A 17,452-nucleotide genomic window follows, 5' to 3' on the forward strand; every position below is an offset into this window, starting at 1 on the left:
GGCCCCTGGCCCGTGTGGCGTGGCGCGGCGGGCGGTCAGGCCTTATCATAGGATCTTCCGCGCGATCTGTATAAAGGCAATTAAATGACGTCTCCTTCCCGCGTCCGTTCTTTTCCGGTGCATATACCCGTATTTTTCATCTTGTTGGCCCTGGTTTCCGTACTGCTGTCTTCGCCGGCTGCGGCCGCGGACTACGAGCTGGCCCCGCGTCCCCAGTGGCTGCAACCGGTGGCCCTGCCGGAGAGTGAAAACCTCTCCAGCGGTGAGAGTCTCCACTATCTGCTGGTGGACACCCAGATCAATGTGTCCGGGGAGGAAAAGGAGCGCTTTTACCGAGTTGCCATGCGGCCCCTGAACCAGCAGGGTTTGCAGCAAATTTCCAGTATCAGCCTCGGCTTCGCTCCCGCCTACGAGAAGCTGGTGATCCACGATATCAGCGTGCTGCGCGACGGCAAGCGCCGGGACCGGCTGAAATCGGCGGAGATAAAAGTCTTCCAGCGGGAAGATGAACTGGATCGGGGCCTCTACGCCGAGCGCTGGACGGCGATGCTGTTGTTGAAGGACCTGCGTGCCAGAGATGTCGTCGAGTACAGCTATACATTGCGCGGCTCCAACCCGGTGCTGGGAGATAAATTCTTCGGCCGTGAGCTGCTGGCCTGGGGTGTGTCCATCGAACGGCTGTATATCAGCGTGCTCAGCCCTCGGGAAAAGGCGCTGCAAGTGCGTATTGCAGATACGAAAAAGGGCCATGAGATAGACATCCAACAGCACACCAAGGGCAATACAGTGCGCTATTTTGCCGACCTGCGGCACACCGAGGCAGTGCGCCAGGAAGACGGCATTCCCGAGTGGCTCTCACCCCTCCCGGTTCTCCAGTACAGCCAGTACGCTGACTGGCGCCAAGTGAACGACTGGGCTCACGCGCTCTACCGTACACCGGGCGAGTTGCCCGAGGAATTTGCCCGCATGGTGGCGGAGATGGAGGGCAGTCCGGCGCAAAAGGCCGCCGTCGCCACCCAGTGGATTCAGAACAACATCCGCTATTTCGGCATAGAGCACGGTGTCAACTCCCACCGTCCCTCGGCGCCGATGGAAACTTTCGAGCGCCGCTTCGGCGATTGCAAAGATAAAACTGTCCTGCTGGTTGCCGCCCTGCGCGAGCTGGGAATAGACGCACACCCGGCGTTGGTGTCTTCCGTAAATAATCTGTATTTGGATGGACGGTTGCCATCCCCGGGAAATTTCGACCATGTCATCACCACTTTTACCCTGGATGGAAAGCGCTATTGGGTGGACCCCACTGCAACCAGTCAGGCCGGGTCCCTGCAGGAAATGTCTCTACCGGATTTCAACTGGGCACTGGTGGTCGATGGAGAGAGAGATTCCCTGACTGCCATCGAGGCGCCGTCGCAGAGTCAACGCCGGGCTCGGGTAGTGGTCAGGGAGATAGTGACTCTGGCGGACAACCGGAAGGCAGCGACTTTTGAAGTGACCAGCCGCTACAGCGGATGGCGCGCGGAGCAAATGCGCTCCTATACCGGATACCGAGACAGGGAAACCCTGGGAGCGGAATTCCTGCAGTACTATTCGCGCTATTTTCCCTCCATCGAAATCCTGGAGCCGATTGAAGTCATCGACTCAGAGCATGGCAACGAGCTGGTGCTGAAAGAGAAGTACCGGCTGCGCAAAGTTGGCGATGACAGCAGCGGAAAAAACATGCTAAAGCTGGTGGCTTCCAATGTGGTGGAAACCCTGCGCCTGCCGAATTCTCTCCAGCGCCAGTACCCCTTCCGCCTGCCGGGAGACCTACAGATAGAGCAGACGCTGGAAGTGGTGGCTCAGAGTGCGGCGGATATCCGCTGGTCAGAAAAAGGGGGCGGGGAGGCGATTGCCAATCCTTGGTTTGAATTCGAGCGCGAGGTGCGGAAGGACGGCAACAGGGTCACCGTGGAGTACCGTTACAATTCCAGGCGCAAATCCGTGTCTGCGGCGGATTTCCCGAAATACCTGGAGCAGATCAATCGCGTGGAAAGCGATCTCAGTTATGTTCTGTGGCTGTCGTCCGCGTCCGCTTCCCGGGAGGAGCGCCGCAACCGCGCCAGGAATCTTGCGCGGGACCTGCTTTCCGGGAAGAAATCCGATAGCGCAAACGGAGGTGTGCAGTGAGGAAATGGCGTTTTCTGCTGCCGCTTGTGGCCGCCACCAGCGGTTGTGCCACCGCGCCCGAAACAATCGACCTGCCGGTTATCGCGCCCGCGGAAATGGCATTCGAAGAAACGGATTTGCGGGCCGTCGACTTGGCCGCTCCCGCCGCCGATAGCGCTATTGAAGCTTTCGCCGACGCCGACACCCGCCTGGCATTCCTGGCGGCGCGTATACTGGAAGATGTGGATGCAGTGCCCTTCGAGGAATTCTGGTCCGCCTATCTGGATAGCTCCAAAGTGCACACCGCCGTGGTGGACCGGGAGCAATTCCAGCAGGCCGTGGAAAAGCTGTCCGATGGCGAGGGGGCGGACTGCGCCGCGGTGGACTGGGACAAGTGGACGGAACAGAACTTCTTCGAGCTGGAACCCCACCTGGCTGCGCAGGACTGCTATGAACAACTGGGCGATACGGACAAGGCGGAACGGCATGCGCGCGCGGTACAGTTTATCCTGCGCGGTGTGCTCGGCGGTGGCGACGGCAAAAACCATGACTCCGCCTATGAAATCGGCATACTGGATCACGCCGAAGACGTACTGGATCTGGCGGGTTACCAGCTCCTGGATGCCTTTCTGTTGCCCTTCAGCCGGGGGCGGGCACTCTACTACGTGGTGCTGGCCGAAGATCCGGACAGCGGTGAGCAGCGCCACATCTATTTCGACAACCAGCAGGCCATACACCGGCTACTGGGGGACAGTTTCCCCTTCGGCAGTCTGGATGGCCTCTATATCGGACAGGTACTTCAACCGCTTTCAGCGCAGAGTACCGCCGCAAAAATCGGTATGGGCCTGTATCTCGAAAGCATCGGTAAGGGCGAAGAGGCCGCGGAGTACTATCTGGATGCCACCGCCCTCGGCAGTCAGGTGGCGCAATTCCGCCTGGGCAAGGCCTGCCTGGAAGAAAAAGTGCCGATGTTTTCCCCGGAAGACTGCGTCGACTTCCTGCTTTCCGCCGCCGAGCAGGGCTACGCGAATGCCATGGTGACACTCGCCCATGTCTATCGGGAAGGCCTCGGCGTGGAGCCTAGCGAAGAACTGTTCCAGCAGTTCATGGAGGCGGCGCAGCGGCGCCTGGAGCCGGGCCTGGGCTGGTACCGGCTCGCGAGTTATTACGGGGGCAGGAAGAGGGCCGTGGAGCCACAGACGGAGCGGAAGTTCCTGCGCCGCGCCGCCGCCGATGGCCTGCAGGATGCGCAGTATCGGCTGATCCGCCGCGAGCAGGGGGAGTGGTCGGAGGTGGAAGCGGCGCAACTGCTGCCGCAGCTGGCCGGGCTCGCCCGTCGGGGGCACAGGGCATCGGGTCTTGCTTATGCGCATCGGGTTTTTGCCAGCGCCTCCGAGCGCACCCCGGAAGAGCTGGCGGCGGCGCGGGAGTTTCTCGATGCCGCCCTGGCGGTGAATTCGCGCGCGGCGCACAGCCTGCAGGGCAGGCTGCTGGCGTCCGGGCTCCTGGGGCAGCGGGATTTTGCCATGGCCGAACGCCACTTCCTGAGGAGCGCCCAGCTAACGGCCTCCCAGGTCGGCCTGGCGCGGCTGCACCAGCAGCAGCGCCTGTCTGAATCATCCCCCGAGATGGCCGCGGCGTGGTACATGATGTGCGCCGACACGGAAGCCTCCGAGTGCCTCTACCAACTCGGTAAAATCTTCCGCAGTGGCGAGGGCATCGAGCGAGACGCGGCGCTGGGGCGGACCTTGATCCTGCAGGCCGCGGAACAGGGCCACAAGCGGGCGATGCTGGAGGTTGGCAAGTGGGAAGGGGATTGAGCGCCTGCGCCACTACCGGCGAGGTGACTCTTCGCCCCTCAGGGTCAGCACCTTGCAGCCGTCACCCGTAACGAGCACGGTGTGCTCCCACTGGGCGGACAGTTTCCTGTCCCGGGTGACCACGGTCCAGCCGTCCTTTTTCACTTTCGTCTGGCGGCCGCCCTGGTTGATCATCGGCTCTATGGTAAAGGTCATGCCCTCCCGCAGCACGGCGCCGGTACCGGGGCGGCCGTAGTGCAGTACCTGGGGTTCCTCATGCATTTCCCGGCCTATTCCGTGGCCGCAGTATTCGCGCACCACGCTGTAACCGCGGCCTTCCGCATGGCGCTGTATCGCGTGGCCGATATCGCCGAGGCGGGCGCCGGGCCTGACAGCTTCGATACCCCGCCACATGGCTTCGTAGGTGGTTCGCACCAGTTGCCTCGCCGCCGGTGAAACGCTGCCGATCAGGTACATCTTGCTGGAATCGGCGATAAAGCCGGATTTCTCCAGGGTGATGTCCACATTGACGATGTCGCCGGATTTCAGCTGCCCGGTTGTCCGCGGCATACCGTGGCAGACCACCTCGTTGACCGAGGTGTTCAGCGCATAGGGGTAGTCGTACTGCCCCTTGCTCGCGGGCCTGGCTTTCAGTTCGTTGACGATATAGTCCTCGACCCTAGCGTTGACCTGCATGGTGGAAACCCCCGGGCCGATAAACCCGTCGAGCATGGCGAAGACGCGGCTCAATAGCTGGCCGGCGTCGCGCATCAGCATCTGTTCTGTGGCGGTTTTGATGGGGGCGCTATTCACGGGTCAGCTCTTCCAGGGTCGGTGCCTGCTCGCGCAACAGCTTTTTGGTGAGCTGGTTATAGCTGAGTTGCGGATTCAGTTCGGCCAGCATGCCTATCCTGATCCAGAATTCCGCCTGGGCGTTGATGGACCTGGCCATGGCCGAGCTGGCCCGGCGGATTTCGTCATGCAGCTCCTCGGAAATTTTCACTATGCCCATATTCTCAGTCTCACAGGTTTATATGAATCGTATATAAAACATATATTAAACTCAAGCCTCCTGCTGGAGTATGCAATTTTTTGCATATGGGACAGTGGGTCGCTATGGTTGGGCAATTAACGGCAAAACTACAGAATGACGAGGTGGCCATGGCGGAAAAGACCCCAGCGAAGCGCCCCCAACCCAGCCGGCTGCGCATAGGCCGGCGCTACCGGGCCAGCCGCCTCCAGGGCCCCTACGATGCACTGGTGATCGGCTCCGGTATTGGCGGCCTTACCACCGCGGCCATGCTGAGCGCGACGGGCAGGAAGGTGCTGGTGCTGGAGCAGCACTACACTGCCGGTGGCTTTACCCACGCCTACGACCGCAACGGCTACGAATGGGATGTGGGTGTGCACTATATCGGCGACGTGGGCGGACACCCGACTGCGACCCGCAAGCTGTTCGATTTCCTGTCCGCCGGCAATTTGCACTGGGCGCCGATGGACGACACCTACGACCGCATCTGCATCGGCGACGAGCAGTACGATCTGCGTGCCGGGCGCGACGAGTTTATCGCCGGGCTGCTGAAACACTTCCCGAATGGCAGAACTGTAATCGAAGCCTACCTGCAAAGAGTATCCGCGGTTGGCCGGGCCATGCGCCTGTTCACCATCGCAAAGCTGCTGCCCGGCTGGTGTGGTCCGCTGCTGGCGCTGTGGAAAAAATTTACCTGGCCGGACTACCTGAACAAAACCACCTATGAGGTGCTGCGCGAACTCACCGACAACGAAAAGCTGATCGCGGTACTGAGCGGTCAGTGGGGTGATAACGGCATGACGCCGAAGACCGGCAGCTTTATTATTCACGCGCTGATCGTTAAGCACTATCTGTACGGCGGCTACTATCCAGTGGGTGGGGCCAGCAAGATAGCGCAGACGATTATTCCGCAGATACAGGCCGCGGGCGGTGAGGTATTCACCTACGCGGAAGTGGAGACCATCCTGCTGGACGGCAACCGGGTGCGCGGCCTGCGTATGGTGGACGGTACGGAAATCGAGGCGTCGTTGGTGATCTCCAATGCCGGGGTATTCAACACTTTCGAAAAACTGCTGCCGGAGAGTGCCAGCCAGCGTGCCGGCTATTGCCGCGATCTGCAAAATGTACAGCCGTCCACGGCGCACCTCTGCCTGTATGTCGGCCTGCGGAAAACCGCAGAGGAGCTGAGGCTGCCGAAAACCAATTACTGGCTGTATCCGAGCACGGATTACGACGGCGATGTACGGAAATTCCTCGCAGACCCTAATGCGGATATCCCCCTCGTTTATATCTCCTTCCCCTCCGCCAAAGACCCCGTTTTCCCGCAGTGCTACCCGGGCCGCGCCACCATCGAGATAGTGGCGCCGGCGAAATACGAGTGGTTTGCAAAATGGAGGGACAAACCCTGGGGGAAGCGCGGCGAGGACTACCAGGCGTTGAAGGGCAGGTTCAGTGAGCGCCTGCTGGAGCATCTGTACAAATACTTTCCACAGCTGCGCGGACAGATAGATTACTTCGAACTGTCCACGCCGCTGTCCACGGATTACTTCTGCCGCTACGCGCGGGGCGAAATCTACGGCCTGGAGCACGGACCGAAGCGCTTCGAGCAGTCCTGGCTGCGCCCCAAGAGCCGTATCAGAGGGCTGTATCTCACGGGCCAGGACATTCTGAGTTGCGGCGTGGCCGGCGCCATGTTCGCCGGCGCGGTGACGGCGCAGAGTATCCTTGGTTGGCGCAGGGGCACTGCACTGCTGAGGCGGGTGTTTGCGGAGAGATTGGTCGCGGCCAGCGGCCGCTCCTACAAAGAGCGGGTGGATACCCTGTAGGAGCGGCGGGGCGGCCATCCGCCGCTGGCCGCGATCGGTTTCGGCGGAGCGATTACTCGGGTTTCTTCACCCGAATCCCCCATAGTGGCTATTGCGATCGCAAGTGGTATCCGGCCAAATCACCAGCCATTTCTCTACGTCTGAGGTCTATTGGGGAGCAATAGTGCGGGAGTACTGTCCACCAACCGAACCATTTCTCTCGATAGTTTACTGTGACGAGGCGCTGCTGGTGCTCGACAAACCCAGCGGGCTTCTCAGTGTGCCCGGGCGGGACCCCGCGCATCGCGACAGTCTCGCCAGTCGTGCCCAGGAGCAGTACCCGGGTTCCCTGACCGTACACAGGCTCGATATGGACACCTCCGGTCTGGTGGTGATGGCGCGCAATCCGGTGGTGCATCGGAAGCTCAGCGCCGGGTTCCAGAACCGGCAGGTTGAGAAAACCTATTGCGCAAAGGTGTGGGGCGAACTGGAGGGCGACGCTGGAGAAATCGACCTGCCGCTGATCTGCGACTGGCCGAACCGGCCGCGCCAGAAGGTGGACCAGGAAGTGGGCAAGCCCTCCCTGACCCGCTGGGAAAAAATCTCCCTGTCCGACGGCTCCAGCCTGGTGAGGCTGAAGCCGGTTACCGGCCGTTCGCACCAGCTGCGGGTGCACCTGCAGGCGACCGGCCATCCGATTCTGGGCGATCCCTTCTATGCCCACCCTCAGGCACGGGCGGCCGCGCCGCGGTTATTGCTGCACGCGACAGAACTCGCGCTCACTCACCCCGAGTCCGGCGAGTGGATGCGATTTACCAGTGCAGCGGATGAGCGGTTTTTCCATTAAGGAAAAAGGGCGATCAAATTGACCGCCCCAGTGCTTTCCCGGCCGACTTAACCTTTGCGTTCAACGCCGAGTTCACCCAGGGTCCTGGCTATATCCTCTGCGCTGGTGGCCGGTTTGATATCCTCGTCGATCTTGAGAATGTTGCCGTCCATCCCGATGTAGATAGTGACGCGTCGCGCGACCTTCACTGCCGGAACAAGTACACCATAGGCCTTGGCCACGGCGCCGTCCGGGTCACTCAGCAGGGGAAAGTCCGCCTCCTGCTTTTCGGCGAACTTGGTGTTGGTCTCGACTTTATCGGTGCTGGCCATGAAATAGGTGGTGTCGTACTGGCGGATCAGGTGGCCGTTTTCGGCCAGTGACTTGCATTCGATGGTGCAGCCGCGGGTAAACGCTTTCGGAAACCAGGCGATCACTACGGCCTGCTTGCCCTTGAAGTCCGCGAGAGAGTAAGTCTTTCCATTGGAGCCCTGCAGCGAAAAGTCCGGGGCGGGATCGCCGACTTCCAGTGCCAATGCAGGAAGGCTGAGAATTGACGCGAGCAATAAGCCGAATAAGCGTTTCATAGTCTGATCCTTGTTGTGATTGCCCATGGTTGACCAAATGCAGGCCTCTATCCTACCCCTCGGAGACGGAAGACACCACGAAATTGGGCGCAGGTAATTTATCCGGTTGAATACCCGCGGCCAAAATAAAAATGGCGACCACAGGGATCGCCATTCTTGACTGCCCGGGTATGCGAGCTACTTCTTGTCTTTGTTCATCGCCGCCGCCAGCAGGTCACCCATACTGCCGCGGCCGCCGCTCTGCTGGCCGCGGCTCTTGTTGTTGTGACGCTGGGCCTGGCGGCTTTCGCGGTGGTCGCCTTTCTTCACGCCGCCGCTGCCCTGCTCGCCCGGTTCGTCGGACAGGCGCATGGACAGGCCGATGCGCTTGCGCGCCACGTCCACTTCCATCACCTTCACTTTGACGATATCGCCGGCCTTGATGACTTCGTGGGGGTCCTTGACGAATTTTTCCGACAGCGCGGAGATATGCACCAGTCCGTCCTGGTGTACGCCAATATCCACGAAGGCACCGAAGTTGGTGACGTTGGTGGCGGTGCCCTCGAGAATCATACCGGGGCGCAGGTCCTTGATCTGCTCCACACCCTCTTCGAATCTGGCGGTGCGGAATTCCGGACGCGGGTCACGGCCGGGTTTTTCCAGTTCGGCGATAATGTCGGTCACTGTGGGCAGGCCGAATTTCTCATCGGTGTAGTCCGCCGGATTGAGTTTGCGCAGAAACGCCGAATCGCCGATCAGGCTGTTGATCTCGCGGCCGTTTTTCTCGGCGATGCGCTTGACCACCACATAGGCCTCCGGGTGTACGCCGGATTTGTCCAGGGGGTTGTCGCCGTTGTTGATGCGCAAAAAGCCCGCGGCCTGCTCGAAGGCTTTCGGGCCCAGGCGCGGCACTTCTTTCAATTGGCTGCGACTTTTGAAGGCGCCGTTCTGGTCGCGGTAGTTGACGATATTGTTGGCGATGGACTGGCTGAGGCCGGACACGCGCGCCAGCAGCGGCGCCGAGGCGGAATTCAGCTCGGCGCCGACGCCGTTTACACAGTCCTCCACCACCGCGTCCAGGGAGCGCGCCAGTTGGGTCTGGCTGACGTCGTGCTGGTACTGGCCCACACCGATGGATTTTGGATCGATCTTCACCAGCTCGGCCAACGGGTCCTGCAGGCGGCGGGCGATGGAGATGGCGCCGCGGATGGTCACGTCCAGGTCGGGGAATTCCCGCGCGGCGAATTCGGAGGCGGAGTAGACCGAGGCGCCGGCCTCGTTGACCATCACCTTCTGCGCGCCGAGTTTGTACTGCTTGATGGTGTCGCCGACGAACTTGTCGGTCTCACGGCTTGCGGTGCCATTGCCGATGGCGATCAGGCCCACGTTGTACTTTTCGCACAGGGCGGCGATCACCGCGGCGGATTCCCGGGTGCGGTTCTGCGGGGGAGTGGGATAGATGGCGGTGTGGTCGAGTATCTTGCCGGTGGCGTCCACCACCGCCACCTTGACCCCGGTGCGCAGGCCCGGGTCCAGGCCGATGGTGGCCTTCTGGCCTGCGGGGGCGGCCAGCAGGAGGTCCTTGAGGTTGCGGGAAAAGACCTTGATCGCCTCTTCCTCGGCCTTTTCGCGCAGCTCGCCCATCAGGTCGGTTTCCAGGGAGGTCAGCAGCTTGATGCGCCAGGTCCAGCGCACCACCTCGCCCAGCCACTTGTCCGCGGGGCGGCCCTGGTCGGAAATCTCGAAGCGTCTGGCGATCATGGTTTCGCAGGGGTGGCCGGCAGTTGGTGCCGTGTCTTCTTCCTCCGGCAGGCCGACGCTGATGGCGAGTATGCCCTCGTTGCGGCCGCGGAAAATTGCCAGGGCGCGGTGGGAGGGGACTTTGGCCCAGTCTTCGGCGTAGTCGAAGTAGTCGCGGAATTTGGCCCCTTCCTCTTCCTTGCCGTCCAGCACTTTGGATTTGACCTGGCCGTCGCGCTTGAGGAAATCCCGCAGTCTGCCCAGCAGTTCCGCATCCTCGGCAAAGCGCTCCATCAGGATAAACTTGGCCCCGTCCAGCGCCGCTTTGATGTCTTTCACCTGCAGAGAGGCGTCTTCATTGTCGGTGTTGAGGTACTTCTGTGCCTCTTCTTCCGGATTCAGGCTCGGGTTGTCGAACAGCGCGTCCGCCAGCGGCTCCAGACCGGCCTCGATGGCGATCTGGCCCTTGGTGCGGCGCTTGGGCTTGTAGGGGAGGTAGAGATCTTCGAGGCGGTTTTTGGTGTCCGCGGCCTCGATCTGCTGCTGCAGCTCCGTGGTCAGCTTGCCCTGCTCGTCGATGCTCTTGAGCACGGTGGCGCGGCGCTCTTCCAGTTCGCGCAGGTAGCGCAGGCGCTCTTCCAGGGTGCGCAGTTGGGTGTCATCCAGGCCACCGGTAACCTCTTTCCGGTAGCGGGAGATAAATGGCACGGTGGCGCCTTCATCCAGCAGTGCTACGGCGGAGGCCACCTGCTGGGAGCGCACATTGAGTTCTTCGGCGATTCGCGAATTGATATCCAGCATCTTTTTCTCTTCTTACCTCTGACCTGTATGGCGCTAAGCTATGGGCTTTCACATTGCGGTTATCGCTTAACTCAGCGCCATTGACCTCTGAACGGCGCGACATTATGCGCGACCCGGGCGCAGGGAGAAAGGTTTGCGGCAGAGTGCAGGGGTTTGCGACAGCCTGCATCCAAAACCGGTACAGGGGACGTCGAACTCCAGTAAAATGCTCAACTAGTTAAAATTTGATCAACGGGGATGGCTGGTGAATCTGTCCAATAAAAACAAACTTCTGATTATTGTCCTTCTCACGGGAGCAGCCCTGACGGCGGCGGTTCTGATGATGGCGCCCAAGCCGAAGGAGAAGGAGACGGAAGCGGCGGTGCCTCCGGTGGCCGATGTGCTCTATGCCGAGCCGGGCCGGCAGACCCTGCTGGTACCCAGCCAGGGCTCGGTACAGGCCCGCCACGAGATAGAGCTGGTGGCCCGGGTCGGCGGGGTGATCCAGAGCGTCAACGATGCCTTCGTCGCCGGTGGCTTCTTTGTTGAGGACGAGCCGCTGGTGCAGATAGAGGCGGCGGACTATGAACACCAGCTCATCCGCGCCGAGGGCCAGGTGGCCAATGCAGCCTCCGCCCTGGCCCAGGAACAGGGGCGCTCCAAGCAGGCCAAGCGCGAGTGGCGCGACCTGGGCAGCGATACCGCCAACAGCCTGTTCCTGCGCAAGCCGCAACTGCGGGCGGCGGAGGCGGAACTGGCATCGGCCCGCGCCGACCGTGACCAGGCGGCGCTGGATTTGGCCCGGACCAAAGTCAGGGCGCCCTTCGCTGGTCGCGTGGTGGAAACTTTCGTGGATCTGGGCCAGTACGTCACCGCCGGCACCCGCCTGGCGCAGATTCACAGTACCGGTATCGCCGAAGTGCGCCTGCCGCTCACCGATCACCAGCTGTCCCTGCTGAACCTGCCGCTGGGCAAGTCCATCGAAAATGGCCCCGCGGTGCGCCTGCGCGCACGGATCGCCGGCCGCGAGCGCGAGTGGCGCGGCCAGTTGGTGCGCACCGAGGCCAGTATCGATCCGAACAGCCGTTTCGTCTATGCGGTGGCCCAGGTGCAGAATCCCTATAAGGGCGAGGTTCCGCTAGTAAACGGCCTCTTCGTGGAGGCGGACATCGCCGGCAAGACTTTCGACAATATCACCCGGCTGCCGCGCCAGGCGCTGCACGAAGGCGACCACGTGCTGGTGCTGGATGCGGAGAACAAGCTGCGCTTCAGGGAAGTGGAATTGTTGCAGGCGGTGGACGAGGATGTCTGGGTGCGCGGCGATATCGTCCCCGGCGAGCGAGTGATCGTGTCCAGTCTCGGCTACTCCCGCGAGGGCATGGCGATCACCGCCAATCCACTGAACGACAAGCCGGCCGGCCTGTTGCTCGGCGATGAGGACGCGGCCGTTGAGCCGGCCGCTGAAGCCGCCTCTTCGGCCGCAGGCGCTGCAAGTGCCGCCACCGTGAGCGAGGGCTGATCATGCAGGGCATCATCGGATGGTTCGTACGCAACAGTAAGGCCGCCAACCTGCTGATGATCATGATCATCATCGGCGGCCTGTTCGGCATTTCCCATATCGGCCGCGAGGTGTTCCCGACCATCAACCCGGGCATAGTGCGGGTGGAAATCAGCTACCCGGGCGCAGGCCCTAAAGAGGTGGAGCAGCAGGTCACCCTGCGGGTGGAACAGGCCATCGCCGACGTCAAGGGCATCAAGGAGGTGAACTCCCGGTCCATGCGCAGCCACAGCTCCGTGCAGGTCCAGGCGGTGGACGGCTACGACGAGCTGCGTCTGCTCAACGATATCAAGGTGCAGGTGGATTCCATCAACACCTTCCCCGCGGATATAGAGCGGCCGGTGATCTCCCTCGCTGAGTGGTCGGCGCAGATGATGCATATCGCCATCGGCGGACCGGTATCGCCGCGACAGCTGAAGGACACGGCGTTGGACCTGCGCGACAAGCTGCTGCTGATCCCCGGCGTGCGCCAGATTGAAGTCTGGGGAGACCGTGCCGACGAGGTCTCCATCGAGGTCTCGGAACTGGACCTGCGTCGCTACAACCTGAGCTTTGACGATGTCGCCAATGCGGTGCGCCGCTCCTCCCTGGACCTGCCCGCGGGCATGGTGCGCTCCGACCGCGGCGATATCCAGGTGCAGACCCGCGGCCAGGCCTATACCGCCGCCGACTTCGCGCGCATTCCGCTGATCAGCCGCGCCGACGGCACTCAACTGCTGCTGGGCGACGTGGCAGACATAGAGGATGGCTTCGAGGAAGAGGGCTCGGTGATCCGCTTCAACGGCAAGCCGGCCATGAACCTGCGTGTCATGCAGGGCGAGCCCCTGGACGTGGTGGCCACCGCGGAGAGCATCAAGCAATTCATGGCCGAGGCCCGCGAGCAGCTGCCGCCGGGCATGGAATTCGAGATCTGGTTCGACTTCTCCAAGGCCTACGAGGGCCGCATGAACCTGCTCGCGGGCAACGCCCTCGGCGGCCTGGTGCTGGTGTTCGTACTGCTGATGCTGTTCCTGCGCCCGCTGCTGGCGGTCTGGGTCACCATCGGCATCGCCACCGCCTTTATGGGCGCCTTCTGGCTGCTGCCGGTGACCGGGGTGACGCTGAACATGCTGTCGCTGTTCGCCTTCCTGCTGATCCTGGGGATCGTGGTGGATGATGCGATCATCGTAGGCGAGGCGGTGCACGCGGCCCACGATCGCGGCGTGACCGGGCTGGCGGCTGCCGAAGAGGGCGTTAAGCAAGTCTCCTCGCCGGTGATTTTCGCCGTGGTGTCCACCATGGTCTTCTTTGTACCCATGCTGTTCCTGCCCGGCTATACGTCGCAGATGATGCTGCCGCTGCCGGTGGTTGTGCTGCTGGCGCTATCCTTCTCTCTGATCGAGTCGCTGTTGATACTGCCGGCGCACTTGGTGAATATGAAGCCGGAAAAAAAGGCTACATCCGGCCTTGGCCTCAAGCTGCAGAAACTGCGCGCCAAGTTCGCCGGCGGCATGACCGTGGCCAGCGAAAAATACTATATGCCGCTGCTGGAGAAATCCCTCGGCAACAGCCGCGTCACGGTGATGGTCTTCCTGATGTCGCTGCTGCTGTCCTTTGCGGTGTTCAAGGGCGGCTATATCGGCTCGGCCTTCTCGCCCAAGGTTCCCTCCGACCTGCTGGAGTTGAGCACCACCATGGCCCCCGGTGAATCCTTTGAGGAAGCCAAGCGGGTCATGGAGCAGTTCGAACGCGCCGGTGACGAACTGGCACAAGACGAGGAAATGCTGGAGCTGAACAGCGGCGAACCATTTGTGAAGAACACCATGGTGTTCCTGTGGCGCGGCAACATCTACGTGATATTGCAGCTCACCGAGGGCGAGCTGCGCGATGTTACCTCCGAACAACTGGCGCTGCGCTGGCGCGAGTATATCGGCGAGTTGCCCGCCAGCGTCGAGGAGATGAACATCACCGCCACCATCAACGAAGACAACGGCGGCATGTCTCTGAACCTGAGCACCGCTTCCGGCGATATGGACGAACTGCGTGAGGCCGCCGATGCGGTGAAAAAGGCGCTGGACGGCTACGCCGGCGTCTACGATGTGCGCGACAACCTGGTCAGTGCCCGCCGAGATATCGAGATCCAACTGAAACCCCACGCCACCAATATGGGCATCGGCCTCGCCGACGTAGCCAAGCAGGTGCGCCAGGGTTTCTACGGCGAAGAGGTACAGCGCATCCCCCGCGGCCGCGAGGACGTGCGCGTAATGGTGCGCTATCCAGAAGAGGAGCGTGCCAGCGAGGAGCAGATGGACCGCATCCGCATCCGCACCAGTGGGGGCGAGATTCCGTTCAGTGCGGTGGCCGATGCGGTCTATGTGCCCGGCTACACCACCATCCGTCGTCACGACCGCGAGCGCACGGTGCAGGTTACCGCGGAGCTGACCCCGGGCGCGGCTTCGGCCCACGAAATCCTGCAGCAGCTGCGCGAGAACAACGTGCCGGAATGGGAAAAGCAGTTCCCGGGTTTCTCGCTGAAAACCGGCGGTGAAATGCAGGAAGAGGAGGAGTTCAGTGGTGCCATCATTGCGTTCTTCGTGCTGTCGCTGTTTACGATCTATGCGTTGCTGGCGATCGCCTTCCGCTCCTATTCGCAGCCGTTGCTGATCCTCACCGCAGTGCCCTTCGGCTTCTTCGGCGCCCTTCTCGGCCACCTGTTGATGGGCCACGATATCAGCATCATGTCCATGCTCGGCTTCCTCGCCGCTGCGGGCGTGGTGGTGAACGACAACCTGGTACTGATGGATCGCATCAACCAGCTGCGTGCCGAGGGCATGGCGGTGATGGACGCTGTAGTGCAGGCCGGGCGCGACCGCTTCCGTCCGATCATCCTGACCTCGCTCACCACCTTTATCGGCCTGGTGCCGATCATGTTCGAGCGTTCGATACAGGCGCAGTTCCTGATCCCCATGGTGATCAGCCTCGCTTTCGGCGTACTCTGCGCCACCGCGGTGACCCTGATCCTGGTACCCAACCTGTACAAAGTGATCGAGGTGCTGCGCGTGAAAATTCGCGGCCGCCGTGGGCTGGAAGAGGAACTGCCTGTGTCGATGGAAAAAGCCTGATACTCTGCCCGGGACCGCGGAGCTCCAGCTCCGCTTGCGGGCCATAGGCCCGCCCCCTGGCCTTTGCAGGTGATAGTACTCCGAGGAAATCCACAAACTCCTACAGGCCTGTGCGTTGCGAAGATCGACCCTAAATGCCTAAACTATCCACGAGCCAAAGCCGACCCGAGTCGGCTTTTTTATATCTATAACCTACTCCTCAAGGAATTCCCGGAAATGCGCATTCCGCGTATCTTTTCCCCCGATCCGCTGGCCGGCCGCGACGAAATTGAACTGGACGAAGCCGCCTCCCGCCACCTGGTGAAGGTGCTGCGCCTCACCCCCGGCCGCCCGCTGGTGCTTTTCGACGGCAGCGGCGGTGAGTACGCTGCAGAACTGATCGATGCCGGCAAGAGAGCGCGGGTGCGCCTGGGAAGTTTTACCGCTGAGGATCGCCAGTCGCCGCTGGCACTGACCCTGGCTATCGGCATCTCCCGCGGCGACCGCTTCGATTGGGTGGTGCAGAAGGCCACCGAACTGGGCGCGACGCAGATACAGCCGCTGTTTACCGAGCGTTGCGAGGTCAAACTGAGCGGCGAACGGCTGCAGAAAAAACTCGGCCACTGGCGCCAGATAGCCGCCAGCGCCTGCGAGCAGTGTGCGCGCAACCGCCTCCCGGCTATTGCCGAACCACTGAAGCTGGCGCAGTATTTCCAGACGGCCGAAAGCGGCCTGAAGCTGGTGCTGCACCATCGTACCAATCTCGATCTGCGCGAGCTGGATCGACAGCGCGGCAGACCGGATTCGGCGCTGCTGCTGGTGGGGCCGGAGGGCGGCCTGTCGCCGGCGGAGATTGATGCGGCGCTGCAGCGGGGATTCCTGCCGCTGCGCCTGGGGCCGCGGGTGTTGCGCACCGAAACGGTACCGGTGGCGGCGCTGTCAGTACTACAATTCCATTGGGGTGATTTTTAATCCAATAAACACAAACGCACGGAGCAGCTCATGACAAAACTCATCCTGTGGTTCCTGGCTCTTTTCATTCTCGTCGGGTCCCTCGCCATCCTTATCAAGCCGGAACTCCAGCGCCAGTGGGTGGATAAACTCACCGGGGCGACCTACCGATTCCTCGCTTGGATGGCCGTGGTCATCGGCTTGATATTGTTGATGCTGGCGGACACACGCAGCTGGGTGATCCTCTTCAAGGTCCTCGGCGTGATCGCGGTGCTGAAGGGCGCCTGGTTGCTGCAGTCGGGTTATCCGCACGGCAGGGATCGATTGCAGCGCCTTGTGGGCGGCAATGACCTTCTGGTACGTATCGTTGGCGGCATCGGTGTGCTGCTCGCGCTGGTACTCTTTTCTGCGAGCTAGTGTGGTGTAAGGTACTAAAGATGTTTGCAACAGAACTGGTGATTTTCGATTGCGACGGTGTGTTGGTGGACAGTGAAAGTATTGTCTGCCGCATCCTCGCCGAGGAGATGAACAAGCTCGGCCTGGAGGCGACCGCCGAGGAGCTGGACGAACAGTTCAGCGGCCGCCCGGCGGGGGACTGCCTGCTGGAAATCGAAACCCTCTATGGCGGCCCGCTGCCGGAACACTATTTCCACAACACTGAGCGTCGCATCCGCGAGGCGTTTCATGCCGAACTGCAGCCGGTTTCCGGCATCGAGGACCTGCTCGATCACCTGCTGCAGGTCAATCTGCAGAGCTGCGTGGCCTCCTCCGGTTCCCACGAGAAAATGCAGCTGACCCTCAACCGCACGGGCCTCTACGAATACTTCGATGGGCGTATCTTCAGCGCCGACGACGTGTCCCGCGGCAAACCCTGGCCGGACCTGTTCCTGCACGCGGCGCAGACCATGGGGGTGGAGCCCCAGCACTGCCTGGTGGTGGAGGACTCCATTCCAGGGGTCAAGGCCGCGGTGGCCGCGGGTATGCCGGTGATCGCGTACAGCGACAACCCCCGGCGCGCGCGGCAGCTGGAAAAAGCGGGCGCGCGGGTAGTGAGCGATGTGGTGGGGGTGCTGAACTTCCTTTGATCTGATCTCTGGAGCAAGGAAGCCCTTTCCCTCCCTCCCGGGCGCTATGGTCTACAATGAATTTAACGCCAGCCGCCGCCAGATGCC

13 protein-coding genes are annotated in these 17,452 nt (G+C 61.7%); 9 read left to right on the forward strand and 4 right to left on the reverse strand.

Features of this window, described 5'->3' with window-relative positions; translation table 11 throughout:
• Window positions 1-84 precede the first annotated feature (84 nt).
• Both FHS09_RS07265 and FHS09_RS07270 read left to right on the forward strand, forming a co-directional pair.
• Entirely contained in the window at window positions 85-2,166 is a 2,082-nt protein-coding gene (locus FHS09_RS07265; RefSeq protein ID WP_183458221.1) for a DUF3857 domain-containing transglutaminase family protein, read from the forward strand.
• Window positions 2,163-3,965, forward strand: a complete 1,803-nt coding sequence (locus tag FHS09_RS07270; RefSeq protein WP_183458223.1) for a tetratricopeptide repeat protein — start codon at window positions 2,163-2,165, stop codon at window positions 3,963-3,965. The genes FHS09_RS07265 and FHS09_RS07270 overlap by 4 nt, the downstream gene beginning before the upstream one ends.
• A 12-nt stretch (window positions 3,966-3,977) precedes the next feature.
• Here the strand turns inward: FHS09_RS07270 and map are convergent, their stop codons facing one another.
• Window positions 3,978-4,757: a type I methionyl aminopeptidase gene (gene map / locus FHS09_RS07275; RefSeq protein ID WP_183458225.1), complete on the reverse strand. Its 780-nt coding sequence runs from the start codon at window positions 4,755-4,757 to the stop codon at window positions 3,978-3,980.
• Window positions 4,750-4,956 carry a ParD-like family protein gene (locus FHS09_RS07280; RefSeq protein ID WP_183458227.1) on the reverse strand — a complete coding sequence of 69 codons (207 nt, stop codon included), beginning with the start codon at window positions 4,954-4,956 and terminating at the stop codon, window positions 4,750-4,752. The genes map and FHS09_RS07280 overlap by 8 nt, the downstream gene beginning before the upstream one ends.
• A gap of 104 nt (window positions 4,957-5,060) precedes the next feature.
• Between FHS09_RS07280 and FHS09_RS07285 the strand changes: the two genes are divergently transcribed.
• Complete coding sequence (locus tag FHS09_RS07285; RefSeq protein ID WP_246394641.1) at window positions 5,061-6,800, forward strand: phytoene desaturase family protein; 1,740 nt, start codon at window positions 5,061-5,063, stop codon at window positions 6,798-6,800.
• 163 nt (window positions 6,801-6,963) lie between these two features.
• On the forward strand, window positions 6,964-7,626 hold the full coding sequence (locus tag FHS09_RS07290) for a pseudouridine synthase (protein WP_183458229.1): 663 nt from the start codon (window positions 6,964-6,966) through the stop codon (window positions 7,624-7,626).
• Between the two features lie 47 nt (window positions 7,627-7,673).
• Here FHS09_RS07290 and FHS09_RS07295 read toward each other — a convergent pair whose 3' ends face one another.
• Entirely contained in the window at window positions 7,674-8,192 is a 519-nt protein-coding gene (locus tag FHS09_RS07295; protein ID WP_183458231.1) for a peroxiredoxin, read from the reverse strand.
• A gap of 177 nt (window positions 8,193-8,369) precedes the next feature.
• The gene (locus FHS09_RS07300; RefSeq protein WP_183458233.1) at window positions 8,370-10,712 is read right to left on the reverse strand and encodes a Tex family protein; all 2,343 of its coding nucleotides are present in this window, start codon (window positions 10,710-10,712) and stop codon (window positions 8,370-8,372) included.
• Window positions 10,713-10,956: 244 nt separating this feature from the next.
• Here FHS09_RS07300 and FHS09_RS07305 point away from each other — a divergent pair, with 244 nt between their 5' ends.
• The 5 genes from FHS09_RS07305 (at window position 10,957) to FHS09_RS07325 (ending at window position 17,365) form a co-directional block, all read left to right on the forward strand.
• Window positions 10,957-12,210: an efflux RND transporter periplasmic adaptor subunit gene (locus FHS09_RS07305; protein ID WP_343057431.1), complete on the forward strand. Its 1,254-nt coding sequence runs from the start codon at window positions 10,957-10,959 to the stop codon at window positions 12,208-12,210.
• Window positions 12,211-12,212: 2 nt separating this feature from the next.
• Entirely contained in the window at window positions 12,213-15,350 is a 3,138-nt protein-coding gene (locus FHS09_RS07310) for an efflux RND transporter permease subunit (RefSeq protein WP_183458235.1), read from the forward strand.
• Window positions 15,351-15,566: 216 nt separating this feature from the next.
• Window positions 15,567-16,301 carry a 16S rRNA (uracil(1498)-N(3))-methyltransferase gene (locus FHS09_RS07315; RefSeq protein ID WP_183458237.1) on the forward strand — a complete coding sequence of 245 codons (735 nt, stop codon included), beginning with the start codon at window positions 15,567-15,569 and terminating at the stop codon, window positions 16,299-16,301.
• Between the two features lie 30 nt (window positions 16,302-16,331).
• Window positions 16,332-16,697: a hypothetical protein gene (locus tag FHS09_RS07320; RefSeq protein WP_183458240.1), complete on the forward strand. Its 366-nt coding sequence runs from the start codon at window positions 16,332-16,334 to the stop codon at window positions 16,695-16,697.
• A 20-nt stretch (window positions 16,698-16,717) separates the two neighbouring features.
• On the forward strand, window positions 16,718-17,365 hold the full coding sequence (locus FHS09_RS07325) for an HAD family hydrolase (RefSeq protein ID WP_183458242.1): 648 nt from the start codon (window positions 16,718-16,720) through the stop codon (window positions 17,363-17,365).
• The last annotated feature ends 87 nt before the right edge of the window (window positions 17,366-17,452 follow it).

This window comes from Microbulbifer rhizosphaerae, from assembly GCF_014191725.1.
GTDB classification, from domain to species: domain Bacteria; phylum Pseudomonadota; class Gammaproteobacteria; order Pseudomonadales; family Cellvibrionaceae; genus Microbulbifer; species Microbulbifer rhizosphaerae.

Coding starts and splice junctions, on each gene's coding strand:
- FHS09_RS07265 (WP_183458221.1), top strand. CDS start 85: ATGACGTCTCCTTCCCGCGTCCGTTCTTTTCCGGTGCATATACCCGTA.
- FHS09_RS07280 (WP_183458227.1), bottom strand. CDS start 4,956: ATGGGCATAGTGAAAATTTCCGAGGAGCTGCATGACGAAATCCGCCGG.
- FHS09_RS07285 (WP_246394641.1), top strand. CDS start 5,061: ATGGTTGGGCAATTAACGGCAAAACTACAGAATGACGAGGTGGCCATG.
- FHS09_RS07295 (WP_183458231.1), bottom strand. CDS start 8,192: ATGAAACGCTTATTCGGCTTATTGCTCGCGTCAATTCTCAGCCTTCCT.
- FHS09_RS07300 (WP_183458233.1), bottom strand. CDS start 10,712: ATGCTGGATATCAATTCGCGAATCGCCGAAGAACTCAATGTGCGCTCC.
- FHS09_RS07310 (WP_183458235.1), top strand. CDS start 12,213: ATGCAGGGCATCATCGGATGGTTCGTACGCAACAGTAAGGCCGCCAAC.
- FHS09_RS07315 (WP_183458237.1), top strand. CDS start 15,567: ATGCGCATTCCGCGTATCTTTTCCCCCGATCCGCTGGCCGGCCGCGAC.
- FHS09_RS07320 (WP_183458240.1), top strand. CDS start 16,332: ATGACAAAACTCATCCTGTGGTTCCTGGCTCTTTTCATTCTCGTCGGG.
- FHS09_RS07325 (WP_183458242.1), top strand. CDS start 16,718: ATGTTTGCAACAGAACTGGTGATTTTCGATTGCGACGGTGTGTTGGTG.